Genomic DNA, 25,508 nt, shown 5'->3' with positions numbered 1-25,508 from the left:
GGCGACCGCCACCGTGTCTGGTCGGCAATGACTGGCACACCGTAGTGAGCCGGTCGCGTGGGGACCAAGGGCCGTTCACTCACAGGAGTGAGTAGTCGGATGAACGCCAACTTCCGTGCCGAAGCGGGGCGTTCACCCGACCGCCGGAGACGGGCTCAGCCCTCGACTCAGTGGCCGCCGACGCCCGCGCTGAACAGCCACTCCGCCTTCAGCTCGGCGTAGCCCGGCTTGATCACGTCGTTGATCATCGCCAGCCGCTCGTCGAAGGGCAGGAACGCGGACTTCATCGCGTTCACCGTGAACCACTCCAGGTCCCCCAGGGTGTAGCCGAAGGCGTCCACCACGTGCCCGAACTCCTGGCTCATGCTGGTGCCGCTCATCAGCCGGTTGTCGGTGTTCACGGTGACCCGGAACTTCAGCCGGCTGAGCAGCCCGATCGGGTGCTCGGCGTACGAAGTGGCGGCGCCGGTCTGGATGTTGGAGGTCGGGCACATCTCCAGCGGGATGCGCTTGTCGCGCACGTACGCGGCCAGCCGGCCGAGCTCGACCGCGCCGTCCTCGCCCACCGTGATGTCGTCGACGATCCGCACGCCGTGGCCGAGCCGGTCGGCGCCGCAGCACTGCAGGGCCTCCCAGATCGACGGCAGGCCGAAGGCCTCGCCGGCGTGGATGGTGAAGTGGTTGTTCTCGCCCTTGAGGTAGTCGAAGGCGGCCTGGTGGCGGGTGGGGGGGTAGCCGGCCTCGGCGCCCGCGATGTCGAAGCCGACGACGCCCTGGTCGCGGTGGCGGTTGGCCAGCTCCGCGATCTCCTGCGAGCGGGCGGCGTGCCGCATCGCGGTGATCAGGGTGCCGATGCGGATCCGGTGGCCGGCCGCGCGGGCGTTGGCCTCACCGAGGCGGAAGCCCTCCTGGACGGCCTCGACGACCTCGTCCAGGGTCAGGCCGGCCTCCAGGTGCTGCTCGGGGGCGTACCGGACCTCGGCGTACACGACGCCGTCGGCGGCCAGGTCCTCGGCGCAGTCGGCGGCGACCTTGATCAGGGCCTCGCGGGTCTGCATCACGGCGCAGGTGTGCGCGAAGGTCTCCAGGTAGCGGACCAGCGAGCCGGAGTCGGCGGCCTCGCGGAACCACTCGCCGAGCTCCTTGGGGTCGGTGGTGGGAAGGCCCTGGTAGCCGACGGCGGCGGCCAGCTCGACCATGGTCTCCGGGCGCAGCCCGCCGTCCAGGTGGTCGTGCAGGAGGACCTTGGGCGCGCGGCGGATCTGGTCGGCGGTGGGGATGCGCGGGCCGGTGCCCGCAGCGGTGACGGAGATCTGCTTTTCCATTGCGGAAATATAGCCCCTACGCGCGTAGACCCACCACCGGGAACACCACCGGATGGTCCAAAGCACGCCCGGAATTCCACCGACCGGTCCATACGATCCACCAAAGCGACGGCCGCGCCGCCAAGGCGACGGTCGTACCGCCGACGCCTCAGTCGTGCTGGAGCAGCCGCCCGCGCCGGGACAGCACGAAGTCCCGGAACGCCTCCGCCGGCGGGGACAGCGGCCGCCCCGCCGCCCAGGCCAGCCCGATCGCCCGCCGGGTGCGCGGCGCCGTCACCTCCAGCTCCACCACCCCCGGCCGCGGCACCAGCGCCGGCGGCAGCAGCGCCACCCCCAGCCCGGCCGCCACCAGCCCGCGCAGCGTCTCCGCCTCCTCCCCCTCGAATGCCAGCCGGGGCACGAACCCGGCCCGCGCGCAGAAGCCGTCCGTCATCGCGCGCAGCCCGTAGCCCTGCTCCAGGCCGACGAACGGCTCCTCCGCCACCTCCGCCAGCCGGATGCGCCGCCGCCCGGCGAGCCGGTGGTCCGCGGGGACGACCAGCAGCAGCCGCTGCTCGTCCAGCGGGCGGGCGGCGAACGCCGGGTCGTCCGGCAGCGGCGCGACCAGGCAGAGGTCCAGCTCACCCGCCCGCAGCCGCTCCAGCATCGCCGCGCCGTAGTCCTGCACCAGCTGGAAGCGCACGCTCGGGCGCTCGGCGCGGAAGCCGCGCAGCAGCGCCGGCACCGTGTCCGGGCCCATCGTGTGCAGGAAGCCGAAGGCCACCAGCCCCGCCTCCGGGTCCGCCTCCGCCCGGGCCGCCTGCGCGCCGCGCTCGACCTCGGCCAGCGCCCGCTCCACCGAGGCCAGCAGCAGCCGGCCCGCCCTGGTCAGCCGGACCGTCCGACCCTGACGGGCCAGCAGCTCCACCCCCAGCTCCTCCTCCAGCCGGGCCACCGCGCGCGACAGCGTCGGCTGCGGCACCCCGAGCAGCGCGGCCGCCTGGGTCACGTGCTCCAGCCGGGCCACCGCGGCGAACTGCGCCAGCCGGGGCGCCAGCAGCACGGCCGGCTCGTCCGGGCCCAACTCGGCCGCCCGGTACCGCTGTTCCCCACCGTCCACCGACTCGGGACCGGTCAACGCGCCACCACCTCGACTCATACGCCAGTGCATCGATCATCCACGCTTCATGCATTGGACGCATCAACCAGGACGGGCCTACCGTCGACGACATGCAGCCCGCCGATACCAGGGCATCCGTGACCGCCCCGGATGCCCCGACCACCGCCCCCGCCGCCGCCCCCACCGCGGACGACCGCCACCGCCCCGGCCAGCGCGCCTTCCGCCGCGCCAACCTCGCCCTCTTCGCCGCCGGGATCGCGACCTTCGTCTTGCTCTACTCCACCCAGGGCCTGCTGCCGGTCCTCTCGGCCGACCTCGACCTCACCCCTGGCCAAGCCAGCTGGACGGCCTCCGCCGCCACCCTCGGACTCGCCCTCGGCCTGCTCCCCGCCAGCGCCCTGTCCGACCGGTACGGCCGCACCCCGGTGATGACGGCCTCCACCCTCGCCGCCTCCGTCCTCGCCCTCGCCCTGCCCTTCGCGCCCGACCTCACCACCCTCGTCGTGCTGCGCGTCCTCCAGGGCGCCGCCCTCGCCGGGCTCCCCGCCACCGCCATGGCCTACCTCGCCGAGGAGGTCCACCCCAGCGCCCTGGCCTCCGCGATGGGCCTGTACGTGGCCGGCAACAGCATCGGCGGCATGGGCGGGCGACTGCTCTCCGGCTGGACCGCCGCCGGCCTCGGCTGGCGCTGGGGCCTCGCCGCCTCCGCCGCCCTCGCCCTGCTCGCCACGCTCGCGTTCCGGCTGCTGATCCCCGCCGCTCGGCACTTCACCCCGGCCCCGGTGGACGCCCGCGCCCTCGCCCGCACCGTCGGCGGGCACCTGCGCAACCCGCTGCTGCTGCGGCTGTACGCGCTGGGGATGCTGTTCATGGCCGTGTTCGGCGCGGTCTACAACACCGTCGGCTACCGGCTGATCGCCGCGCCGTTCCACCTGCCGGAGTCGGTCGCCGCCTCGATCTTCGTGGTCTACCTGGTCGGCACCGGCACCTCGGCCGCGGCCGGCCGCCTCTCCGTCCGCCTCGGCCGCCGCGGCGCCCTCTACGCCGCCATCGGCGTCACCGCCACCGGCCTGCTGCTCTCCCTCGCCGACTCCCTGGCCTGCGCCCTGCTCGGCCTGGTCCTGATCACCGCCGGCTTCTTCGCCGGCCACGCCACCGCCTCCTCCGCGGTCGGCCGCACCGCCACCGAGGGCCGCGCCCAGGCCTCCGCCCTCTACCTGATCGCCTACTACCTCGGCAACAGCCTGGGCGGCACCCTCGGCGCCGACGCCTACCACGCCACCGGCTGGCCCGGCGCCGCCACCGTCGGCCTCACCGCCATGACCCTCGCCGCCGGCGTGACGCTCTACGCCACCCACCGGGCCCATACCACCCGGCGAGCGATCGCGGACGCTTGACAACCGCCGCCGACACACTCAGGGACATGAGCAGCGATCCTGCTGTGTACGCCCGGCTCCTGGAGATCGCGGATCAGCTGCCGAAGGTGCCGGGGATGGGGAAGATCGAGATCGCCGACGGCCAGATCGTCATGACGATGTCGCCGGCGAAGCGCCACGAACTCGCCGTGTTGCGCATCGCCCGACAGCTCAACGCCCAGCTGCCGACCACTCATCCGGGTCACATCGCTTACCACGGCGCGGACTTGGAGGATGCCGGACTCGGGCAGCTGCGCAACCCGAACCTGATGGTCTTCCTCGAGGCGACCTTGGAGGGTGAGCAGCGAGCGGTTCTCCCGCACGAGGTCCTGCTCGTGGTGGAGATCGTCTCCAACTCCAACCCCGAGAACGACTACCACAACAAGGTCCGCGACTACGCGGCCATGGGCCCCTGGACGATCGACACCGGCGGTCTGCTCACGTACGCCTGATCCGGCGTACGTGAGCAGACCTCACGCGGATCAGGCGATGCGGTCCAGCACGATCGGGTTCGGGGTGAACGCGGTGCCCTCCGGGGAGACGGTGATGCCGCCGGCCAGCGCCTCGATGGCGTAGTCGTAGCGCTCGGGAGTGTCGGTGTGGAGGGTCAGCAGCGGCTGACCGGCCACGACGGTGTCGCCGGGCTTGGCGTGCATCTCGACGCCGGCGCCGGCCTGGACCGGGTCCTCCTTGCGGGCGCGGCCGGCGCCCAGGCGCCAGGCGCAGACGCCGACGGCGTAGGCGTCGAGCTCGGTGAGCACGCCGGAGGCGGGCGCGGGGATGACGTGCTGCTCGCGGGCGACCGGGAGCGGGGCGTCCACGTCGCCGCCCTGGGCGGCGATCATGCGGCGCCAGTGGTCCATCGCGGAGCCGTCGCGCAGCGCGTCGGCCGGGTCCTTGCCGTGCACGCCGGCCGCGGCGAGCATCTCGCGGGCGAGCGCCAGGGTCAGCTCCACGACGTCGGCGGGGCCGCCGCCGGCCAGCACCTCGACGGACTCGCGGACCTCCAGCGCGTTGCCCGCGGTGAGGCCGAGCGGGGTGGACATGTCGGTGAGCAGGGCGACGGTGTTGACACCCGCGGTGGTGCCCAGGCCGACCATGGTGCGGGCGAGTTCGCGGGCGTCGTCCAGGTTCTTCATGAACGCGCCGGAGCCGACCTTGACGTCCAGGACCAGCGCGCCGGTGCCCTCGGCGATCTTCTTGGACATGATCGAGGAGGCGATCAGCGGGATCGCCTCGACGGTGCCGGTGACGTCGCGCAGCGCGTACAGCTTCTTGTCGGCGGGGGCGAGGCCGTCGCCGGCCGCGCAGATGACCGCGCCGGCGTCGCGCAGCACGTCCATCATCTCGTCGTTGGAAAGCAGGGCGCGCCAGCCGGGGATGGACTCCAGCTTGTCCAGGGTGCCGCCGGTGTGGCCGAGGCCGCGGCCGGAGAGCTGCGGGACGGCGGCGCCGCAGGCGGCGACCAGCGGGGCGAGCGGGAGGGTGATCTTGTCGCCGACGCCGCCGGTGGAGTGCTTGTCGCTGGTGGGCAGCGGCAGCGAGGAGAAGTCCATCCGGACGCCGGAGCGGATCATGGCGTCGGTCCAGCGGCTGATCTCGCGCGGCTTCATGCCGTTCAGCAGGATCGCCATGGCCAGCGCGGACATCTGCTCGTCGGCGACCTCGCCACGGGTGTAGGCGTCGATGACCCAGTCGATCTGAGCGTCGCTCAGCTCTCCGCGATCGCGCTTGGTCCTGATGACGGAGATGGCGTCCATGCGTGCTCCAAGAGGGGGTTCAAAGGCATGAAAAGCGAAGAGTGTCGCGAGATGACCGGGTTACGGCCCACTCGCGACACTCTACGCGCGTAACAAACGGCGATGCTAGAGCCGCTCCGGCCCGAATGCATCGGGCAGGACCTCGCTCATCGGCTTCACGCCGGAGGCGAGGTCGACCAGCAGCTCGGGCCCGCCGTGCTCGTACAGCAGCTGGCGGCAGCGCCCGCACGGCATCAGCAGCTCGCCGGCGCCGTCCACGCAGGTGAAGGCGGTCAGCCGCCCCCCGCCGGTGGCGTGCAGCGCGGACACCAGCCCGCACTCGGCGCACAGCCCCAGCCCGTACGAGGCGTTCTCGACGTTGCAGCCGGTGACCACCCGCCCGTCGTCCACCAGTGCGGCCGCGCCGACCGGGAACTTGCTGTACGGGGCGTACGCGTGGCCCATCGCCTCGCGCGCCGCCTCGCGCAGCCGCTCCCAGTCGATCGCGGAGGGCGCGGGGGCGGTCACTTGCCCTGGCCCTTGCGGTAGATCTGGCCGTCCGCCTTGGGCATCCGCAGTCGCTGCGAGGCCAGCGAGAGCACCACCAGGGTGATCACGTACGGCGTGGCGACGATCAGCGGACGCTGCACCTGGTCGGTCAGCGAGTACCAGGCGATCAGACCGCCGGCGATCACGAAGGAGATCACCGTCGCGGTGTACTTGCGCCGGTACAGCTGCCAGAGGGCGAGCAGGATCATCGCGATGCCGACGATCAGGATCAGCACGTGCACCGACTCCGGGTCGCGCAGCTGGAGGCTGTCGGTGAAGCCGAACAGGCCGGCGCCCATGGCGAGGCCGCCGGGCATCCAGTTGCCGAAGATCATCGCGGCGAGGCCGATGAAGCCGCGGCCCAGGGTCTGGCCGTCCTTGTAGAAGTGCGCGGCGACCAGCGAGAGGTACGCACCACCGAGGCCCGCGAAGGCGCCGGAGGCGATGACCGCCAGGTACTTGTACTTGTAGACGTTGACGCCCAGCGACTCGGCCGCGGTCGGGTTCTCACCGCAGGAGCGCAGCCGCAGGCCGAACACCGTGCGCCAGAGCGCGAAGTAGCTGACCACGATCAGCGCGGCCGCCAGCAGCACGACCACCGAGATGTTGGTGACCAGACCGCCGAGCACGCCCGCGACGTCCGAGACGAAGAACCAGTGGTGGTTCTCGATGTCCTTCAGGCCCGAGGACAGCCCCGGGATCGTGATGTACGGCAGCGGATCCGCCGGCGGGGACTGGTTCGCGCCGGCACCGGCCGAGATGTAGTCCTTGTAGTAGATCCGGTTGACGTACGCGCAGATGCCGGGGATCAGCAGGTTGATGCCGACACCGGAGACGATGTGGTCGACACCGAAGGTCACGGTGATGATCGCGTGCAGCAGACCGCCGAGCGCACCGCCGAGCATGCCGGCCAGCAGACCGACCCACGGGTTGACCAGGTAGCCGGCCCAGGCACCGCAGAAGGTGCCGGCGACCATCATGCCTTCGAGGCCGATGTTGACCACACCGGCCCGCTCGGACCAGAGACCGCCCAGACCGGCCATGCCGATCGGCACGGCGGCGCTGAGCGCGGCGGTGATCTGACCGGAGGAGGTCAGCGAGTGGTTGCCGGTGGCCATGCCCACGGCGGAGAACAGGACCAGGGCGCCCGCAATCAGGAGCAGGACCACCGGCCAGGACAGCTTGCGCTTCTTCGCGGGCGCGCCCGGCGCCTTCGGACGGGCAGCAGTGGCCGTACTCACGCGGACACCTCCTTCTTCTCAGTGGCCGCGGCCTGGGCGGCGAGCTCGGCGCCGACCTTCTGCTGCTGGCGCTTCAGGCCGTAGCGGCGCACCAGCTCGTACGCGACGACGACGCAGATGACGATGGTGCCCTGCATGACCGCGACGATCTCGGACGGGAAGCCACCCTGCAGGGGCAGCTGCGCGCCGGTGGCGTCCAGGAAGGCGAACAGCAGGGCCGCGAAGACCATGCCGATCGGGCTGTTGCGGCCGAGCAGGGCGATCGAGATGCCCAGGAAGCCCAGGCCGGGCTGGAAGCTCTGGCCGTAGTAGAAGGAGTTCTGCAGCAGCTCGGGCATGCCGATCAGACCGGCGATCCCACCGGAGACGAACATCGAGATGACGACCATCTTCTTGACGTTCACGCCGGAGGCGGTCGCGGCGGACTCCGAGCGGCCGGTGGCGCGCAGGTCGAAGCCGAAGCGGGTGCGGGTCAGGGTGAACTGGAAGAGCACACCGACCAGGATCGCGATGAAGAGGAAGCCCCAGAGGGTGCCGCCGGCCGTCTCGATGCCGAAGAAGTGGCTCGACTGCGAGATCGGCTCGGTCTGGATCGAGTTGCTGGTGCCGCTGACCTTCGGCGCGAAGACGCCGGGGACGAGCAGCAGACCGACGATCGCGAGCGCGATGGCGTTCAGCATGATGGTCGCGATGACCTCGCTGACGCCGCGGTAGACCTTCAGCAGACCGGCGATGCTCGCGTACAGGCCGCCGACCAGCATGGCGGTGACCAGCAGCAGCGGGATCTGGATGAACGCCGGCAGGTCGACCTGGGCGCCGATGTAGGCCGCGAACAGCGCCGCGACCTTGTACTGGCCCTCGACGCCGATGTTGAACAGGTTCATCCGGAACCCGAACGCGGCGGCCGCAGCGGCCAGGTAGTAGGTGGTGGACCGGTTGAGGATCGCCACCTGGCCGTCCGACTTCGTGGCGTACGTGATCATCACGTTCCACGCGTCGAACGGGTTCTTGCCCGAGGTCGCCAGCAGGACGGAGCAGATCGCGACGGAGAGCACGACCGCGAGCACCGGCGCCGCCAGTGCGAGCACGATCCGCTCACCGCTGATCCGCTGGGCCAGGCCGGGCTTGGCGGCCTTGGCGGCGGGGTTGGGACTGGTCATGTGGTTACTCCCCCGCCTGCGGGTCGTCGGCGGTGTCGGACGGGTCGGTGCCCTCGGCCTCGGTGCCCTCCACGAGGGTCTCGTGGAACTCCTCGACGGCCTCCGGCTCGGACTCGATGTGGCCGCTGGCGGCACCGGTCATCGCGGTGCCCAGGTCCTCGGCGGTCACGGTGGCCGGGTCGGCGTCGGCGACCAGGCGGCCGCGGTAGATGACCCGGATGGTGTCGGAGAGGCCGATCAGCTCGTCCAGGTCGGCGGAGATCAGCAGGACGGCCAGGCCCTCCCGCTGAGCGCGCCGGATGTGCTCCCAGATCTGGGCCTGTGCGCCGACGTCCACACCACGGGTGGGGTGCGCGGCGATCAGCAGCTTGGGCTGGTGGCTCATCTCGCGGCCGATGATCAGCTTCTGCTGGTTGCCGCCGGAGAGCGAGGCCGCGGTGACCTCGATGCCGGGGGTGCGGACGTCGTACTCCTCGACGATCCGCTGGGTGTCCGTCCGGGCGGAGGACGGGTCGAGCAGCACGCCCTTGGAGTTGGGGGCCTCGGTGACGTGGCCGAGGATCCGGTTCTCCCAGAGCGGGGCCTCCAGCAGCAGGCCGTGCTTGTGGCGGTCCTCGGGGATGTAGCCGATGCCGGCCTCGCGGCGGGCCCGGGTCAGGGTGCCGGAGAGGTCCTTGCCGTCCAGGGTGACGGTGCCGCCGTCCAGCGGCAGCATGCCCATGATGGCCTCGACCAGTTCGGCCTGGCCGTTGCCCTCGACGCCCGCGATGCCGAGGATCTCGCCCTTGTGGATGCGCAGCGAGATGTCGTCCAGGACGACGCGCTCGATGCCCTCGGCGTCGGTCTTGGCGATCCGCAGGTCCTTGACGTCGAGCATCTCGGTCGTGGTGACCGTCGACTCGCGGCTCTCCGGGGAGGGCAGCTCGGCGCCGACCATCATCTCGGCGAGCTGGCGGGCGGTGACGGCCTTCGGGTCGGCGTCGCCGACCGTGGTGCCGCGCCGGATGACGCTGATCGCGTCGGCGACCGCCAGCACCTCGTGCAGCTTGTGCGAGATGAAGATGACGGTGACGCCCTCGGACTTGAGCTCGCGCAGGTTGTCGAACAGCGCGTCGACCTCCTGCGGGACCAGTACGGCCGTGGGCTCGTCCAGGATCAGGATCTTGGCGCCGCGGTACAGCACCTTGAGGATCTCGACGCGCTGGCGGTCGGCGACACCGAGGTCCTCGACCAGGGCGTCCGGGCGCACGCCCAGGCCGTACTGGTCGGAGATCTCCTTGATCTTCGCCTTCGCCTTGGCGCCGATGCCGTGGAGGTGCTCGCCGCCGAGGACGACGTTCTCCCACACCGTGAGGTTGTCGGCGAGCATGAAGTGCTGGTGCACCATGCCGATGCCGCGGGCGATGGCGTCGCCGGGGGTGTTGAACTCGCACAGCTCGCCGTTGATCGCGATGGTGCCCTCGTCCGGCTTCTGCATGCCGTAGAGGATCTTCATCAGCGTCGACTTGCCGGCGCCGTTCTCGCCCATCAGGGCGTGCACGGTGCCGGTGCGGACGGTGAGGTTGATGTCGTGGTTGGCCACGACACCGGGGAAGCGCTTGGTGATGCCGCGCAGTTCGACGGCCGTTGTCGCCGTCCCCGCGCTGGGGGTGCCGTCCTTGCGCAGGGGGACGGGGTCGGATGCGGTGATGGCGGTCTCCTGGTGGTCTGGAGGCGCGTCGTTGCGCTCGGAGGGCCAAGGGCGGATACGGGGGGACGGAACGGGGCCCGGGGGTACGCGTTGAGCGCACCCTGCCGGGCCCCTCCCGTGAACTGAGTCGATCATCGCGCTGCCGGGCAGGCGGCAGGCGCTGTCGCGTCCGAGACGCGCGGTCCTTACTGGGCCGGCGCGGTCGGGATGGTGGTGGCGCCGCTCTTGATGGCGTCGCCGGCGGCCTTCAGCTTGTCCTGGATGTCGTCGATCTTGCCACCGGTGGTGGCGAGCGAGACACCGTCGGCCTTGAGGTCGAAGAGCTTGATGCCGGTGAAGGCGTTGCCCTGCTTGACCGACTGGATGTACGCGAAGACCGCGTTGTCGACGTTCTTGACCATCGAGGTCAGGATGCTGTTCTTGTACTTCGCCAGGGCCGGCTGGCTGGCCTGGTCGGAGTCGACACCGATGGCCAGGGCGCCCGACTTGTTGGCGACGGCCTCGATGGCGCCGTTGCCGGAGGAGCCGGCGGCGGAGTAGATGATGTCCGCGCCCTTGTCGAGCTGCCCCTGGGCGGCTTCCTTGCCCTTGTCGGGCGAGTTGAAGCCGGTGAAGTCCGGCGGGGTGGTCAGGTAGGTGGTCTCGATCACGATGTTCGGGTCGACGGACTTGGCGCCCGCCTTGTAACCGGCCTCGAACTTCTTGATCAGCTCCGACTGCACACCACCGATGAAGCCGATGTGGTGGGCCTTCGACTTGTTCGCGGCGGCGACACCGGCCAGGTACGAACCCTCCTGCTCGGCGAAGAGCAGCGAGGTGACGTTGGACGGCTGGTCCTTGTCGTTCGAGTCGATGATCGCGAACTTGACGTTCGGGTTGTCCTTGGCGACCTTGTTGACCGCCGGCTGGTAGACGAAGCCGACCGCGATGATGGTCTTGTAGCCGGCGTCGACCAGGTTCTTGAGGCGGGTCTCCTTGTCGGCCTCGGCCTCGCCGGACTTGGCCTCGGCCTCGGTGACGGAGGCACCCAGCTCGGCCTTCGCCTTGTCGAGACCACGGGCAGCGGAGTCGTTGAACGACTGGTCGCCACGGCCGCCGATGTCGTAGGCCATACCGACCTTGAGCGAGCCGTCGCCCGAGCCGGAAGCGGAGGTGTTGTCGGTGCTCTTTGCGCCGCAAGCGGCGAGCGAGGCCATGCCCAGGGAACCCGAGAGCACAACCGCGGCGAGCTTCATTGAACGGCGCAAGGGAGTTTCTCCTTCTGACACGCAACCGTTTGGCGTGATTGGACGCCACCGTAACGCGCGTAGAACACGGTTGGGTTACGGGGTGCCAGAGCATTCGGGTTGTTATCAAACCGTGGTCTGACGCCCTCCCGAGGCCCTTCTCCCCTGCGCGGACGGTGGTCCGGGGTTGGTGCGGCCCAGTTTACGGAACCGCACCGGTACCCCGGATTCCGACGATCCGCCCACGTGTCGGCCGTTTCGACCCGCGGCGGCGCCTCAGCTCCCGTCCGCCTCCAGGGCCAGTGCCGCGAACAGTTCGGCGCCGATGCCGATCGCCCGCTCGTCGACGTCGAAGCGGCCCTGGTGCAGGTCGCGGACGGTGGTGTCGCCGGGGGCGCGGACGCCGAGCCGGGCCAGCGCGCCCGGGGCGTGCTCCAGGTACCAGGAGAAGTCCTCGCCACCGAGGCTCTGCTCGGTCCCCTCGACCACCACCGCGCCCTCGCGCCCGAAGCGCGCGTTCATCACCTCGTCCAGCAGGGCGATCGAGACCGCCTCGTTGACCACCGGCGGCACCCCGCGGTGGTAGTCCAGCGTCCACTTGGCCCGGTAGGTCTCGGCCAGCTTGGCGATCAGCTCGTGCAGCAGGTCCGGGGCCTCGCGCCAGCCGTCCAGCTCCAGGCAGCGGACGGTGCCCTCCAGTTCGGCGTGCTGCGGGATGACGTTGGGCGCGGAGCCGGAGGCGATCCGGCCCCAGACCAGGCTGACGCCCCAGCGCGGGTCCATCCGGCGGGCCAGCGCGCCGGGGAGGTCGGCGGCCATCCGGGCCACCGCGGTCACCAGGTCGGTGGTGAGGTGCGGGCGGGCGGTGTGCCCGCCGGGGCCGTCCAGGTGCAGCACCAGGCGGTCGCAGGCGGAGGTGATCGCACCGGTGCGCAGGGCGATCCGGCCGACCTCCACCTTCGGGTCGCAGTGCACCGCGAAGATCCGGCCGACGCCGTCCATCCCGCCGGCCTTGATCACGTCCAGCGCCCCGCCCGGCATGACCTCCTCGGCCGGCTGGAAGACCAGCCGGACCGGGCGGCGCAGCTCACCGGTGCGGGCGGCCTCGGCCAGCACCAGGCCGGCGCCGAGCACCACCGAGGTGTGCACGTCGTGGCCGCAGGCGTGGGCCCGGCCGGGGACGGTGGAGCGGTACGGCACGTCGGTCTTGGCGTCGTCGATCGGCAGCGCGTCGATGTCGGCGCGGAAGGCCAGGAACTCCTCGCCGGGGCCGGTGCCGGGCGGGACGATGTCGACCAGCAGGCCGGTGCCGCCGGGCAGCACCCGGGGTTCGAGGCCCGCCGCCACCAGCCGGTCGCGCAGCAGCCCGGTGGTGCGGAATTCCTGGCGGCCCAGCTCCGGGTGCCGGTGCAGATCACGGCGGAAGGCGATCAGCTCGGGCTCCAGCGCCCTCACCCGGTCGCGCAGTTCGGCGGCGGGACGTGCGGCGGCGAGAGTGGCGCCCGGCTGAGCGGGCTCAGGACGGTTCATCTCCCCAAGGGTAGGCCCGTTGGGAGGATTTGGCCCGACTTCCGGAAAATTAGTCTCCGGATGGGCGCATACCGGCCGGACAGGTGGGTATGACATCTCGTTTCGGCCGCCTTCCCCGGGTTGCTTGCCCTGTGCAACGATCACCCCGGCCGGTGGTCACGGCCGCCATTTCCTTGACGAAGAACCGGCGTTGACGGCCGTTCAACAGCCGGTCGACAGCCGGTCGGCACCCGCTCGGAAGCCGGTCAGCAGTCGCCCGGAAGTCGCTCAGAAGCGCTCCACCGGAGCGTACGTGCCCCACACCCCGCGCAGCGCGTCGCACACCTCTCCGACGGTCGCCCGAGCGGCCAGCGCCTCCTTCATCGGGTACAGCACGTTCTCCGGCCCCTCGGCGGTGCGGCGCAGCGCGTCCAGCGCCCGGGTGACGGCTCCGGCCGAGCGCCCGGCCCGCAGCCGGGCCAGGCGTTCGGCCTGCTGCCGCTCGATCGCCGGGTCGACCCGCAGCGGCTGGTACGGCTCCTCCGCGTCCAGACGGAAGCGGTTGACGCCGACCACCGTCCGCTCGCCGGAGTCGGTCTCCTGCTGGAGGCGGTAGGCGGTGCGCTCGATCTCCCCCTTCTGGAATCCCTGTTCGATCGCGGCCACCGCGCCGCCCCGGTCCTCGATCCGGTCCATCAGGGCCAGCGCGGCGGCCTCCACCTCGTCGGTGAGCGACTCGATCGCGTAGGAACCGGCGAACGGGTCGACGGTGGCGGTCACGTCGGTCTCGTGGGCGAGCACCTGCTGGGTGCGCAGGGCGAGCCGGGCGGCCTTCTCGGTGGGCAGCGCGATCGCCTCGTCGTAGCTGTTCGTGTGCAGCGACTGGGTGCCGCCGAGCACCGCGGCGAGCGCCTGCACGGTGACCCGGGCCAGGTTCACCTCGGGCTGCTGGGCGGTGAGCTGCACTCCGGCGGTCTGGGTGTGGAAGCGCAGCATCTGCGAGCGCGGATCCTTCGCGCCGAACTCCTCGCGCATGATCCTGGCCCAGATCCGGCGCGCGGCACGGAACTTGGCCACCTCCTCCAGCAGGGTCGTGCGGGCCACGAAGAAGAAGGAGAGCCGGGGCGCGAACTCGTCCACGGCCATTCCGGCGGCGATCGCGGTCCGGACGTAGGCGATGCCGTTGGCCAGGGTGAAGGCGATCTCCTGCACAGGGTCGGCCCCGGCCTCGGCCATGTGGTAGCCGGAGATGGAGATGGTGTTCCAGCGCGGGATCTCGTCCCGGCAGTACCGGAACACGTCCGCGACCAGCCGCAGCGAGGGCTGCGGCGGGAAGATGTAGGTGCCGCGGGCGATGTACTCCTTCAGCACGTCGTTCTGGACCGTGCCGGTGAGCGCGGCGGGCGCCACCCCCTGGGCCTCTCCGACCAGTCGGTAGAGCAGCAGGAGCAGGGCGGCGGGCGCGTTGATGGTCATCGAGGTGGACACCTCGCCGAGCGGGATGCCGTCGAGGAGCACCGCCATGTCCTCGACGCTGTCCACGGCCACGCCGACCTTGCCGACCTCGCCGGCCGCGAGCGGGGCGTCCGAGTCGTAGCCCATCTGGGTGGGCAGGTCGAAGGCGACCGAGAGGCCGGTGCCGCCGCCGGCGATCAGCCGGCGGTAGCGGGCGTTGGACTCGGCGGCGGTGCCGAAGCCCGCGTACTGGCGCATCGTCCACGGCCGGCCGGTGTACATCGTCGGGTAGACGCCCCGGGTGTACGGGTACTCGCCGGGCCGGCCCAGCCGGGTCGCCGGGTCCCAGCCGGCCAGCGCCTCGGGGCCGTACAGCGGCTCGATCGGGAAGCCTGATTCGGCAGGACGCGGCATGGTCCCTCCACGGGATCGGCGGGGGCGCGGGTTCGGTGCCTCGCAATCTAGGGCCCGGCCGGGCGACGGGGACGCAGACGCGGTTGAGATGATCGGGTGAACGACCGGATGAGCCCCCAGGGAGTGGCAATGACCGAGCAGAAGGTGGCCGTGGTCACCGGTGCCAGCAGCGGGATCGGCGCGGCGACCGCCCGCCGGCTGGCCGACGAGGGCTTCGAGGTGGTGCTGACCGCCCGCCGCACCGACCGGATCGAGGCGCTGGCAAAGGAGATCGAGGGCCGGGGCGGTGCGGCGCGCGCCGTCACCCTGGACGTCACCGACCGGGCCGCCGTGGACGCCTTCGCGGCCGCGGTCGGCCGGGTGGACGTCCTGGTGAACAACGCGGGCGGCGCGGTCGGCGCCGAGACGGTCGAGCACGGCGACCCGGCCGACTGGCGCGCGATGTACGAGGTGAACGTGCTCGGCGTGCTGCACGTGACGCAGGCGCTGCTGCCGGCCCTGCGGGCCACCGGGGACGGCACGGTGCTGGTGCTCTCCTCCACGGCCGCGCTGGCCGCGTACGAGGGCGGCGGCGGCTACGTGGCAGCCAAGCACGCCGCGCACACCATCGCGGCCACGCTGCGGCTGGAGCTGTGCGGGGAGCCGATCCGGGTGATCGAGATCGCGCCCGGCATGGTGAAGTCCGAGGGCTTCGCGATCACCCGCTTCCGCGGCGACGAGGAGAAGGCCGCCGCGGTGTACGCGGGCGTGGCCGAGCCGCTGACCTCGGAGGACATCGCGGACACGGTGGCCTGGGCGGTCACCCGGCCCTCGCACGTGAACATCGACCTGCTGGTGGTCCGGCCCCGGGCGCAGGCGGCCAACCACAAGGTCCACCGCGGCTGACCCGGCCCGGCGGGCGACCCGGGGGTCAAGATCGAGCACGTCGGGGCCCAGTGGTACACACGTGCGATGAACAGCTTCCGGGCCGCCCGCCCACACGTCCTGCTGACCGCCGTGGCGGCAGGCACCCTCCTCCTCGCCACCGCCTGCAACCACGCCGCCGAGCCCGCCCAGGACCGGGCCGCCGGCACCCCGGCGTCCGCCTCCGCGACCCCCGCCCCCGCCCCGACGCCGACCACCCGGCCCACCGGCGAGGCCGACCCCGCGCTCAAGCCCTTCTACGGCCAGCAGATCACCTGGGCGGCCTGCCCGGCCGACCCGAAGGCCGAAGCGGCCAAGATCGACACATCCGGGCTGCAGTGCGGCACGCTGCACGTCCCGCTCGACTACGCCAACCCCGCCACCGACGCGATCGACCTCGCGCTGATCAGGTACCCGGCCGCCAAGCCGGACCAGCGGGTCGGCTCGCTGATGGTCAACCCCGGCGGCCCGGGCGGCTCCGGCGTCGAGATGGTCGAGTACGGCACCAAGGACTTCGCCGGCGCCCTGCACGACCGCTTCGACGTGATCGGCTTCGACCCCCGCGGCACCGGCGCCAGCTCCCCGGTCGTCTGCTACGACGACAAGCAGCACGACGCCGCCAACCAGACGGACGAGCCGCTCGACCCGGCCGAGCGCAAGGCCGCGCACGTCAAGCAGTCCACCGACCACGCCGCCGCCTGCCAGGCCAGGTCCGGCAAGCTGCTGCCCTTCGTCGGCACCCGCAACACCGCCCGCGACCTGGATGTGCTGCGCGCCGTCACCGGCGACAAGAAGCTCAACTACCTGGGCATCTCCTACGGCACCTACCTCGGCGCGCTGTACGCCGAGGAGTTCCCGAAGAACACCGGCCGGCTGATCCTGGACGGCGCCGTCGACCCCGCCCAGGACACCCTGGACCACGGCGTCGACCAGCAGGTCGGCTTCGAGAAGTCCTTCGAGCGCTTCGCCGCCGACTGCGTGGAGAACCACGCCGACGAGTGCCCGCTCGGCACCGACAAGGACAAGGCCGCCAAGAAGGCCGCCGACTTCCTGGACGGCCTCCACGACAAGCCGCTGACCACCAAGGACGGCCGCAAGCTCACCCGCGACCAGGCCTGGACCGGCGTCATATCGATGCTCTACGGCGACGAGAAGACCTCCTGGAAGTACCTGCGGGCCGGCCTCGGCTGGGCGATGATGCGCGGCAAGGGCGACTACCTGCTGGCCTTCGCCGACGAGTACAACGGCCGCGACGAGAACGGCCACTACAGCCCGATGGACGAGGCCAACGGCGCGATCAGCTGCGCCGACGCCGCCCGCCCGGCGCCGACCCCCGAGCACGCCAAGGCGGCGGTGGACCGGCTGCTCGCCGAGGCCCCGCTGCTGTCCAAGGGCGTCACGTTGGACGACTACAGCGAGCCGGGCTGCGCCTACTGGCCGTTCAAGACCCAGGAGAAGCCGCACACCATCCGGGCCGAGGGCAGCGCGCCGATCCTGGTGGTCGGCACCACCGGCGACCCGGCAACCCCGTACGCCTCGGCCGAGTCGCTGGCCAAGGGCTTCGCCGACGCCACCCTGCTGACCCGGGTCGGCGAGGGCCACGGCGCCTTCGGCAAGGGCAACACCTGCATCGACCGGGCCATGGAGGCCTACCTGGTCGACGGCACGATGCCGGCCCCGGGCACCCGCTGCAGCTGAGCCGACAACCGGGTCAGCAGAAGGCCCGACTATCAGAAAGACGTGGGGAGGGCGCTGACGCGATGGTGTCAACGTCACAACTTGATAGCTCGTCCGGATGAATTCGGCGCGCGCCCTCCCCAACTGATGACGGCTCAACTACCTTGGAGGCGCTGCCGGACCGGCGCCGTGCGCCCCTCCTCAGCCCCCATACTTCAGCTGCTCCACCACCCCACTTCTTCACCGGCACCTTCCCGCCCTCACGAGGAGGACCCGCTGGCCAGCGACATCCCGTCACAGCGGCTCGACGTCAGAACAGAGCCGACCCTCCTCGGGTTGCACCGCTTCAACGAAGCCGACGCCGGCGCCGCCGAGGAGGCCCTGCTGGCCTGCTGCGGCAGCCACCGCTGGGCCCTGCGGCTCGCCGCGCACCGGCCGTACCCCGACATAGAGTCCCTGCTGGCCGCCGCCAGCGAGGCCTCCTACGACCTGCGCCCGGCCGACCTCGCCGAGGCACTGGCGGACGAGAGCTGGATGCCGCAGCCGCTGCTCGGCATGCGGGCCCCCGGCAGCCAGGCCGCGCACACCGCGCTGCGGGCGGCACACGCCGCGTACGAGGCCCGGTTCGGCCACGTCTTCGTGGTCTGCCTGGAGCGCGTCGCCCCGGAGGAGATGCTGGACACCGTGCTCTCCTCCATCCGCACCCGGCTGGCCAACGACCCGGACGAGGAGCGGCTGATCGCGGCGGACGAGCTCCGCCGGATCGCCCTCACGCGGCTGGAGCACCTGGTCGCCACCCACTCGGAGGCCGGGGCGCACTGAACCCGGCACGCGCCGGCCGCCCCGTCCTCCCGCCCCCTTCCACGCCCCCTTCTCTACGGCCTCTCCCTACGCTGTCTGCGCGGCCCGGAGCTTGGCCACCTGCTGCCGGACGATCCGCTCGTCCGGCGCGGCGGCCGACGCAGCCGCACCCCCGAAGGTGGTGAACACCGCGAGCGCCGGACCGACCCGGGCCAGCACCGCGCGCTGGGCGAGCACGGCCGTACCCGATTCATTCGTGAGGGTGAATCCGATCGCCTCGTCCGCTCCCCCGGGCGTGGGCGTGTCCACCCGGTTCAGCCGGTGCCTGGTCCGGATCGGCACCCGCTTCCCCGGCTTCTCGGCCGGCGGCGGCGGGGCCGTCGACGTGAACGAGGCGCACGGGCCGAACAGCCCCTCCAGCTCCGCCCGCACCGCGGCCGCCCGTCCGGCCCGGTAGCCGAGCAGCCCGCCGTACACCCCGCCCGCCGGGTCGGCGGCCCGGGCCACACTCAGGTCGGTCTCCGCGTACGGGCGGCCGGAGGCCGGGGAGGCCGAGGCGGAGGCCGGGCCCGGCGGGGCGACCGGGGCGACCACGTCCAGCAGCGGCTGGCAGGCCGGAAGGTCCGCCCGCTCCCGCCCGGAGCCCGCCCCGGTGTCCCGGTGGCCGGGCGTCACCACCGTCACCGTGTACCCCGGGCCCAGGTCGGCGTCGGCCACCGCGGCCGCCCGCAGCTGCGCCGCGGTCAGCTCCCGGCCGGGCCCCACCGCATCCCCGGAGGGGCCGCCGACCGTGGTGCAGCCGGTCGCGAGCAGCAGAGCGGCCAGACCGGCCAGGGCGGCGGCGGACGGACGGGCAGGGCGAAGTGGCACGGACGCCTCGGCAGGGTGTCGGCGGTCGGGGGCGGCCACCGTAGCGCATCCGATCGATCACCGAGAGTGCCGAAAGTCGGCTTGGTTCCCGCCCTGCTAGGCCAGAAGTGCCTGTTTGATCACACCTGGGGCCCCCGGAGGCGGCACGCGAGAAGGCGTCGATAGGATGCTCGCGGCCGGTGGACCGACCCGGCCGGGCTGACCGACACCGAAGCCGGCCGAGCCCCCAATCGCTTCCGGAGGGTTTTTCCGTGCCGGCTGGAACGCTGTACCGCGGCCGGGAAGGCATGTGGAGCTGGGTGGCTCATCGAGTCACCGGCGTCCTCATCTTCTTCTTCCTGTTCGCCCACGTCCTGGACACCGCCCTGGTGCGAGTGTCCCCGGAGTCCTACGACACCGTCATCCAGACGTACAAGACTCCGCTCGTGAACCTGATGGAGTACGGCCTGGTGGCCGCCATCCTGTTCCACGCCCTGAACGGCCTGCGCGTCGTCGCGGTCGACTTCTGGTCCAAGGGCCCGAAGTACCAGAAGCAGATGCTCTGGACCGTCGTCGGCGTCTGGGTCGTCCTCATGGCCGGCTCCTTCTACGGGATCCTGCAGCACACGCTGATCTCCTGGTTCGGGAAGTGAGCCGAGACATGTCCACGGAAATCTCCGACGCCGTCGTCGTCCCCTCGAAGCAGGCGCACACCGGCAAGGGCCTCGGCACGGGCAACCCCGCCGACGCCTTCGTCATCGAGCCGGCCCGCCAGCGGACCAAGAAGACGCCGCGTCGCACCCGCACCAACTTCGAGATGCTGGCCTGGCTCTTCATGCGCCTGTCCGGTGTCGTCCTGGTCGTGCTGATCCTCGGCCACCTGCTGATCATGCTGATCCTCGACGGGGGCGTCTCCAAGATCGGCTTCGCCTTCGTGGCCGGCCGTTGGGCCTCGCCGTTCTGGCAGGGCTGGGACCTCCTGATGCTCTGGCTCGCCATGCTGCACGGCGCCAACGGCATGCGTCAGGTCATCAACGACTACGCCGAGAAGGACTCGACCCGGCTCTGGCTCAAGGGGCTCATGGGTACCGCCACGGTCTTCACCGTGCTGCTGGGCACCCTGGTGATCTTCACCTTCGACCCCAACATCTGAGCCGCGAGCACCATCGACCATCGGCAGAGGCCAGAGGCGAGTTAACCCCCCATGCAGATTCACCAGTACGACACCGTCATCGTCGGCGCCGGCGGCGCCGGCATGCGTGCGGCCATCGAGTCCACGCAGCGCAGCCGCACCGCGGTCCTGACCAAGCTCTACCCGACCCGGTCCCACACCGGCGCGGCGCAGGGCGGCATGTGCGCCGCCCTCGCCAACGTCGAGGAGGACAACTGGGAGTGGCACACCTTCGACACGGTCAAGGGTGGTGACTACCTGGTCGACCAGGACGCCGCCGAGATCATGTGCAAGGAGGCCATCGACGCGGTCCTCGACCTGGAGAAGATGGGCCTTCCCTTCTCCCGCACCGAGCAGGGCCGGATCGACCAGCGCCGCTTCGGCGGTCACTCCCGCAACCACGGCGAGGCCCCGGTCCGCCGCTCGTGCTACGCGGCCGACCGCACCGGCCACATGATCCTCCAGACGCTGTTCCAGAACTGCGTCAAGCACGGCGTCGAGTTCTTCAACGAGTTCTACGTCCTCGACCTGCTGCTCAACGAGGGCAAGACGGCCGGCGTCGTCGCCTACGAGCTGGCCACCGGCGAGATCCACGTCTTCCAGGCCAAGTCGGTCGTGTTCGCCTCCGGCGGCACCGGCAAGTTCTTCAAGGTCTCCTCCAACGCCCACACCCTCACCGGTGACGGCCAGGCCCTGGTCTACCGCCGCGGCCTGCCGCTGGAGGACATGGAGTTCTTCCAGTTCCACCCGACGGGCATCTGGCGCATGGGCATCCTGCTCACCGAGGGCGCCCGCGGCGAGGGCGGCATCCTGCGCAACAAGGACGGCGAGCGCTTCATGGAGCGCTACGCCCCCGTCATGAAGGACCTCGCGTCCCGTGACGTCTGCTCCCGCGCGATCTACACCGAGATCCGCGAAGGCCGCGGCTGCGGTCCGGACGGCGACCACGTCTACCTGGACCTCACCCACCTGCCGCCGGAGCAGCTGGACGCCAAGCTCCCGGACATCACCGAGTTCGCGCGCACCTACCTCGGCATCGAGCCCTACACGGACCCGATCCCGATCCAGCCCACCGCGCACTACGCCATGGGCGGCATCCCGACCAACGTCGAGGGTGAGGTCCTGCGCAACAACACCGACGTCGTCCCGGGTCTGTACGCGGCCGGCGAGGTCGCCTGCGTGTCCGTGCACGGCGCCAACCGCCTGGGCACCAACTCGCTGCTGGACATCAACGTGTTCGGCAAGCGGGCCGGCATCGCCGCCGCCGACTACGCGCAGACGGTGGAGTTCACCGACCTGCCCGAGAACCCGGCCGAGAAGGTCCAGGCCCTGGTCGACGGCCTGCGCGAGTCCACCGGCACCGAGTCCGTGGCGCAGATCCGCAAGGAGCTGCAGGAGACCATGGACGCCAACGCGATGGTGTACCGCACCGGCGCCACCCTGAAGCAGGCGGTCGAGGACATCGCCGCGCTGCGTGCGCGCTACAAGAACGTCTCCATCCAGGACAAGGGCTTCCGCTACAACACGGACCTGCTGGAGGCCGTCGAGCTGGGCAACCTGCTCGACCTGGCCGAGGTGCTGGCCGTCTCCGCGCTGGCCCGCGAGGAGTCCCGCGGCGGCCACTACCGCGAGGACTTCCCGACCCGTGACGACGTGAAGTTCATGCAGCACACCATGGCGTACCAGGAGGTTGCCGCCGACGGCACCACCTCCATCCGCCTCGACTACAAGCCGGTCGTCACGACCCGCTACCAGCCGATGGAGCGTAAGTACTGATGAGCACTCCGACCGTGGAGAAGCACTCGGCCGCTCTGGACGCGGCCGAGAGCGGTGCCGCCCAGCTGATCACCGTCACCTTCCGGATCCGCCGGTTCAACCCGGAGGAGCACCCGGACCCGGTGTGGGTCGACTACCAGCTGACGATGGACCCGAAGGAGCGCGTGCTGGACGCGCTCAACAAGATCAAGTGGGAGCAGGACGGCACCCTCACCTACCGCCGTTCCTGCGCGCACGGCATCTGCGGCTCCGACGCCATGCGGATCAACGGCCGCAACCGGCTGGCGTGCAAGACCCTGATCAAGGACGTCGACCCGGAGAAGCCGATCACGATCGAGGCCATCAAGGGCCTCACGGTCCTCAAGGACCTGGTCGTGGACATGGACCCGTTCTTCCAGGCGTACAAGGACGTCATGCCGTTCCTCATCACCAAGGGGAACGAGCCGACCCGCGAGCGCCTGCAGTCCGCCGAGGACCGCGAGCGCTTCGACGACACCACCAAGTGCATCCTGTGCGCCGCGTGCACGTCGTCCTGCCCGGTGTTCTGGAACGACGGCCAGTACTTCGGCCCGGCCGCCATCGTCAACGCGCACCGCTTCATCTTCGACTCGCGCGACGAGGGTGCCGAGCAGCGCCTGGAGATCCTCAACGACCGTGAGGGCGTGTGGCGCTGCCGCACCACCTTCAACTGCTCCGAGGCCTGCCCGCGCGGCATCGAGGTCACCAAGGCGATCCAGGAAGTGAAGCGGGCCCTGGTCACCCGCCGCTTCTGATCCCCGCCTGACACCCCGAAGGCCCCCGCCCGATCTCCGGATCGGCGGGGGCCTTCGGCGTGCTCCGGGCCCGGTCAGTCGGCGGCCGGGGTGCGGCGGGTGGCGCGCAGGCCGCGCAGGCCGACGGTGCCGACGGCGATGCCGAGGGCGAAGGAGGTGACGGCGAGGAGGAGGTGGACCCAGAAGAAGGCGGTGGGCCGGGAGTGGTCGCCGTCGGTGAAGGCCTGGCCGCCGGAGTCCTTCCAGAGGTTCTTGACGAAGGTCGTCCAGATGATGATCGACCAGACGCCGAAGGCGGTCAGGAACCAGGAGGTGCGGCGGCTGAGCTTCATGAGTGGTCCTCGGCGGGGGTGTGAAGACGGTGTGCATCCCCAGTATGCGCGGGCCGCCGATCGGCGTACGGCGGGCCCCTCCTGCGGAGGACGGGCCCGGAGTGGCGGACGCCGGCGGGCGTGAATGGGTACGGTCTGCTGGTGCCCACACCCCGTCACACGTTCGCACGCATGTGCGCCGCGGTCACCGCGGCGCTCCCGGTCCTGCTCGTCGGCCCGGCCACGGTCGCGGCCCCGCAGCAGCCGCCCCCGTCGGTCGCGGTCGGCGGCGAGCGGCTGGGGCTCCCCGGGGTCCAGGTCTCCCCGCTGGCGGGCACCCCGCCACTGCCGACCGGCCTCACCGGGCAGTCCTGGATAGTCTCCGACGCCACGTCAGGGGAGGTGCTGGCGGCCTACAACCCGCACCTCAGGCTGCCGCCGGCCAGCACCTTGAAGATCCTCTTCGCGGACACCGTGCTGCCCAAGTTCGACCGCAACGCGGTGCACAAGGTCGCCGACGAGGAGATCCTGGGGATCGGCCCCGGCAGCAGCCTGGTCGGGATCAAGGAGGACCTGGAGTACCGGGTCGAGGACCTGTGGCGCGGGGTCTTCCTGAGCTCGGGCAACGACGCCGTGCACGTCCTGTCGCACATGAACGGCGGCATCCCGCAGACCGTGGCCGAGATGCAGGCGCGCGCCGAGGCGCTGCAGGCGAAGGACACCAAGGTGATCTCCCCGGACGGCTACGACATGGACGGCCAGGTCTCCTCGGCCTACGACCTGTCGCTGTTCGCCCGGGCCGGCCTGCGCAACGCGGACTTCCGGGCGTACTGCGCCACCCGGGACGCGATGTTCCCGGGCGCCGTGGACAAGAACACCGGTCAGCGCGGCTCCTTCGGGATCGCCAACACCGACCGGCTGCTGGGCAAGTACCCCGGCCTGATCGGCGTGAAGAACGGCACCACCACCAACGCCGGCTCGACCTTCGTCGGCGCCGCCGAACGCGACGGCCGCACCCTGCTGGTGACGGTGATGCACCCGGCGAGCTACCAGAAGGTGTACGACGAGACGGCCGAGCTGCTGGACTGGGGCTTCGCCGCGGCCGGCAAGGTGCAGCCGGTCGGGAGGCTGGTGGACGAGGTGCCGGCGGGCGGCGCGCAGCCGACCGGCCAGGCCGGCGGCACCGACGGCGTGCCCGCTCCGCCGCCGCACCCCTCCGCGACCCCGACGCGGGCCGCCGCGGCGCCCGACCCCGCCGGGGACGACGGGCTCGGCCCGGTCGGCTGGGCGGCGGTCGTCCTGGCCGGGGCCGGCGCCGGGTACGGCGCGCTGGTCCTGCGGCGGCGGCGCTCCGCCGGCTGATCCCCGCCCTGACGGGCAGGCCCGGTCTCAGTCCTGGGGCCGGGCCTTCGCCTGCCCGGGGCCTTGCCCGGGGGCGCGCCCGGCGGCCTTCCCGGGGGCCTGTTCGGCGGACTGTCCGGTCTCGGCCTTCGCCTCCGCCCGGTCCGCGGCCTCCAGCAGGGAGCGCCCGTGCGCCCTGGTCCGCTCCCGGGCGGCCACCGGGTCGGCCGTCGCCGTCCAGGCCACGCAGTACATCAGCAGCCGGCAGACGACGTTGATCCAGAGCAGCAGGGCGACCGGCGTGGCGAAGGCGCCGTACAGGCTCCGCCCGGCGACCGAGCCGAGGTAGGAGGCGAGCAGGAACTTGAGCAGTTCGAAGCCGACCGCGCCGATCAGCGCGCCCTGCAGGAGGTCCCGGCGGCGCTGGCCGGTGATCCCGGGGAACGGCGCCAGCAGGTAGGCGAAGAGCAGCATGTCGCACCCTATGGCGATCAGCACGCCGACGCCGGTCAGCAGGTAGCCGCTGCCGAGGCCGATCGCCTCGGCGATCCGCCCGGCCAGGGTCGTCCCGGCGGCGGAGGCGGCCAGCGAGAACAGCGACACCAGGCCCAGGCCGCCCAGCACCACCACGTCCCAGGCCTTGCGCAGCACCGGGTTGCCCTCCTCGTCGGGCAGCTGCCAGAGGTCCCGGATGGAGGTGCGCATGGTGTCCACCCAGCCCAGGCCGGAGAGCAGCAGCAGCGCCCCGCCGACCAGCCCGACGGTGCCCGCGCCGGCGATCAGGGACGGCAGGTCGAGCGCGTCCGAGATGCCCGGCAGCTGGTCGGAGATGTGCTTCTGCACCTCCGCCACCTGGGTGTCGTCCAGCGTGGAAACGGCGATCGCCAGACCCACCGTCAACAGCGGGAAGAGCGCGAGGAACCCGAAGAAGGTGACGGCGCCGGCCAGCCGGTTGCCGCGGGCGGCCGAGAAGTACTCGTACACCCGGTAGGGGCGGCTGCGCAGCACCCGGGCCACGAGCGGGCCGACGACGGGGAGGCGGGTCAGGAAGTCCACGCGACCGGTTATACCGGGCCGCCACCCG

General features: G+C 71.5%; 23 protein-coding genes. 10 read left to right on the top strand and 13 right to left on the bottom strand.

The window, feature by feature from the left end; all coding sequences use genetic code 11:
• Positions 1-167: 167 nt before the first annotated feature.
• Together CRP52_RS19490 and CRP52_RS19485 are read right to left on the bottom strand one after the other, a co-directional pair.
• Positions 168-1,325, bottom strand: coding sequence for an adenosine deaminase (locus tag CRP52_RS19490; protein WP_097237568.1), 1,158 nt, complete (start codon positions 1,323-1,325; stop codon positions 168-170).
• A gap of 148 nt (positions 1,326-1,473) precedes the next feature.
• Complete coding sequence (locus CRP52_RS19485) at positions 1,474-2,424, bottom strand: LysR family transcriptional regulator (protein WP_373560565.1); 951 nt, start codon at positions 2,422-2,424, stop codon at positions 1,474-1,476.
• Between the two features lie 110 nt (positions 2,425-2,534).
• On the opposite strand from CRP52_RS19485, the gene CRP52_RS19480 reads away from it, so the two are divergent.
• Positions 2,535-3,821: an MFS transporter gene (locus CRP52_RS19480; protein ID WP_097237566.1), complete on the top strand. Its 1,287-nt coding sequence runs from the start codon at positions 2,535-2,537 to the stop codon at positions 3,819-3,821.
• A gap of 26 nt (positions 3,822-3,847) precedes the next feature.
• Positions 3,848-4,291 (top strand): Uma2 family endonuclease, encoded by a 444-nt coding sequence (locus CRP52_RS19475; protein WP_097237565.1) that lies wholly within the window; start codon positions 3,848-3,850, stop codon positions 4,289-4,291.
• 30 nt (positions 4,292-4,321) lie between these two features.
• Here the strand turns inward: CRP52_RS19475 and CRP52_RS19470 are convergent, their stop codons facing one another.
• The 8 genes from CRP52_RS19470 to CRP52_RS19435 all read right to left on the bottom strand — a co-directional run bounded on the left by CRP52_RS19470 (position 4,322) and on the right by CRP52_RS19435 (position 14,822).
• A complete protein-coding gene (locus tag CRP52_RS19470; protein ID WP_097237564.1) occupies positions 4,322-5,599 on the bottom strand; it encodes a thymidine phosphorylase in 1,278 nt (425 codons plus the stop codon).
• Between the two features lie 105 nt (positions 5,600-5,704).
• Complete coding sequence (locus CRP52_RS19465) at positions 5,705-6,106, bottom strand: cytidine deaminase (protein WP_097237563.1); 402 nt, start codon at positions 6,104-6,106, stop codon at positions 5,705-5,707.
• Positions 6,103-7,368: an ABC transporter permease gene (locus CRP52_RS19460; protein ID WP_097237562.1), complete on the bottom strand. Its 1,266-nt coding sequence runs from the start codon at positions 7,366-7,368 to the stop codon at positions 6,103-6,105. The genes CRP52_RS19465 and CRP52_RS19460 overlap by 4 nt, the downstream gene beginning before the upstream one ends.
• Positions 7,365-8,528: an ABC transporter permease gene (locus tag CRP52_RS19455; protein WP_097237561.1), complete on the bottom strand. Its 1,164-nt coding sequence runs from the start codon at positions 8,526-8,528 to the stop codon at positions 7,365-7,367. The genes CRP52_RS19460 and CRP52_RS19455 overlap by 4 nt, the downstream gene beginning before the upstream one ends.
• A gap of 4 nt (positions 8,529-8,532) precedes the next feature.
• Positions 8,533-10,110, bottom strand: a complete 1,578-nt coding sequence (locus CRP52_RS19450; RefSeq protein ID WP_373560503.1) for an ABC transporter ATP-binding protein — start codon at positions 10,108-10,110, stop codon at positions 8,533-8,535.
• Between the two features lie 293 nt (positions 10,111-10,403).
• A complete protein-coding gene (locus CRP52_RS19445; protein ID WP_097237560.1) occupies positions 10,404-11,465 on the bottom strand; it encodes a BMP family lipoprotein in 1,062 nt (353 codons plus the stop codon).
• A 255-nt stretch (positions 11,466-11,720) separates the two neighbouring features.
• Positions 11,721-12,974, bottom strand: a complete 1,254-nt coding sequence (locus tag CRP52_RS19440) for an amidohydrolase (RefSeq protein WP_097237559.1) — start codon at positions 12,972-12,974, stop codon at positions 11,721-11,723.
• A 267-nt stretch (positions 12,975-13,241) separates the two neighbouring features.
• A complete protein-coding gene (locus CRP52_RS19435; protein WP_097237558.1) occupies positions 13,242-14,822 on the bottom strand; it encodes an acyl-CoA mutase large subunit family protein in 1,581 nt (526 codons plus the stop codon).
• A gap of 129 nt (positions 14,823-14,951) precedes the next feature.
• On the opposite strand from CRP52_RS19435, the gene CRP52_RS19430 reads away from it, so the two are divergent.
• The 3 genes from CRP52_RS19430 to CRP52_RS19420 all read left to right on the top strand — a co-directional run bounded on the left by CRP52_RS19430 (position 14,952) and on the right by CRP52_RS19420 (position 18,224).
• Positions 14,952-15,707, top strand: coding sequence for an SDR family oxidoreductase (locus tag CRP52_RS19430; protein WP_097237557.1), 756 nt, complete (start codon positions 14,952-14,954; stop codon positions 15,705-15,707).
• Between the two features lie 66 nt (positions 15,708-15,773).
• Positions 15,774-17,423 carry an alpha/beta hydrolase gene (locus tag CRP52_RS19425; RefSeq protein ID WP_097237556.1) on the top strand — a complete coding sequence of 550 codons (1,650 nt, stop codon included), beginning with the start codon at positions 15,774-15,776 and terminating at the stop codon, positions 17,421-17,423.
• 315 nt (positions 17,424-17,738) lie between these two features.
• A complete protein-coding gene (locus CRP52_RS19420) occupies positions 17,739-18,224 on the top strand; it encodes a 2-oxo-4-hydroxy-4-carboxy-5-ureidoimidazoline decarboxylase (RefSeq protein ID WP_097237555.1) in 486 nt (161 codons plus the stop codon).
• A gap of 66 nt (positions 18,225-18,290) precedes the next feature.
• On the opposite strand, the gene CRP52_RS19415 is transcribed toward CRP52_RS19420, so the two are convergent.
• Positions 18,291-19,073, bottom strand: a complete 783-nt coding sequence (locus CRP52_RS19415; RefSeq protein ID WP_143685785.1) for a hypothetical protein — start codon at positions 19,071-19,073, stop codon at positions 18,291-18,293.
• Positions 19,074-19,324: 251 nt separating this feature from the next.
• On the opposite strand from CRP52_RS19415, the gene sdhC reads away from it, so the two are divergent.
• From sdhC to CRP52_RS19395, 4 genes are read left to right on the top strand one after another with little or no spacing between them, the layout of a single operon-like run.
• Positions 19,325-19,705 (top strand): succinate dehydrogenase, cytochrome b556 subunit, encoded by a 381-nt coding sequence (sdhC, locus tag CRP52_RS19410; RefSeq protein WP_033332398.1) that lies wholly within the window; start codon positions 19,325-19,327, stop codon positions 19,703-19,705.
• An 8-nt stretch (positions 19,706-19,713) separates the two neighbouring features.
• Positions 19,714-20,205, top strand: coding sequence for a succinate dehydrogenase, hydrophobic membrane anchor protein (gene sdhD / locus CRP52_RS19405; protein WP_097237553.1), 492 nt, complete (start codon positions 19,714-19,716; stop codon positions 20,203-20,205).
• Between the two features lie 51 nt (positions 20,206-20,256).
• Positions 20,257-21,999, top strand: coding sequence for a succinate dehydrogenase flavoprotein subunit (sdhA, locus tag CRP52_RS19400; RefSeq protein WP_097237552.1), 1,743 nt, complete (start codon positions 20,257-20,259; stop codon positions 21,997-21,999).
• On the top strand, positions 21,999-22,772 hold the full coding sequence (locus tag CRP52_RS19395; RefSeq protein ID WP_097237551.1) for a succinate dehydrogenase iron-sulfur subunit: 774 nt from the start codon (positions 21,999-22,001) through the stop codon (positions 22,770-22,772). Before sdhA ends, CRP52_RS19395 begins: the two co-directional genes overlap by 1 nt.
• A gap of 74 nt (positions 22,773-22,846) precedes the next feature.
• On the opposite strand, the gene CRP52_RS19390 is transcribed toward CRP52_RS19395, so the two are convergent.
• A complete protein-coding gene (locus CRP52_RS19390; protein ID WP_097237550.1) occupies positions 22,847-23,104 on the bottom strand; it encodes an SCO4848 family membrane protein in 258 nt (85 codons plus the stop codon).
• 141 nt (positions 23,105-23,245) lie between these two features.
• Between CRP52_RS19390 and CRP52_RS19385 the strand changes: the two genes are divergently transcribed.
• Positions 23,246-24,445, top strand: coding sequence for a D-alanyl-D-alanine carboxypeptidase family protein (locus tag CRP52_RS19385; protein WP_257032642.1), 1,200 nt, complete (start codon positions 23,246-23,248; stop codon positions 24,443-24,445).
• A gap of 27 nt (positions 24,446-24,472) precedes the next feature.
• Here the strand turns inward: CRP52_RS19385 and CRP52_RS19380 are convergent, their stop codons facing one another.
• Positions 24,473-25,480, bottom strand: a complete 1,008-nt coding sequence (locus CRP52_RS19380) for a YihY/virulence factor BrkB family protein (protein WP_097237548.1) — start codon at positions 25,478-25,480, stop codon at positions 24,473-24,475.
• Positions 25,481-25,508: the final 28 nt, after the last annotated feature.

The organism is Streptomyces sp. 1331.2 (genome assembly GCF_900199205.1).
Classification (GTDB): Bacteria; Actinomycetota; Actinomycetes; order Streptomycetales; family Streptomycetaceae; genus Kitasatospora.
This window is presented reverse-complemented; position numbering and strand designations above follow the sequence as displayed.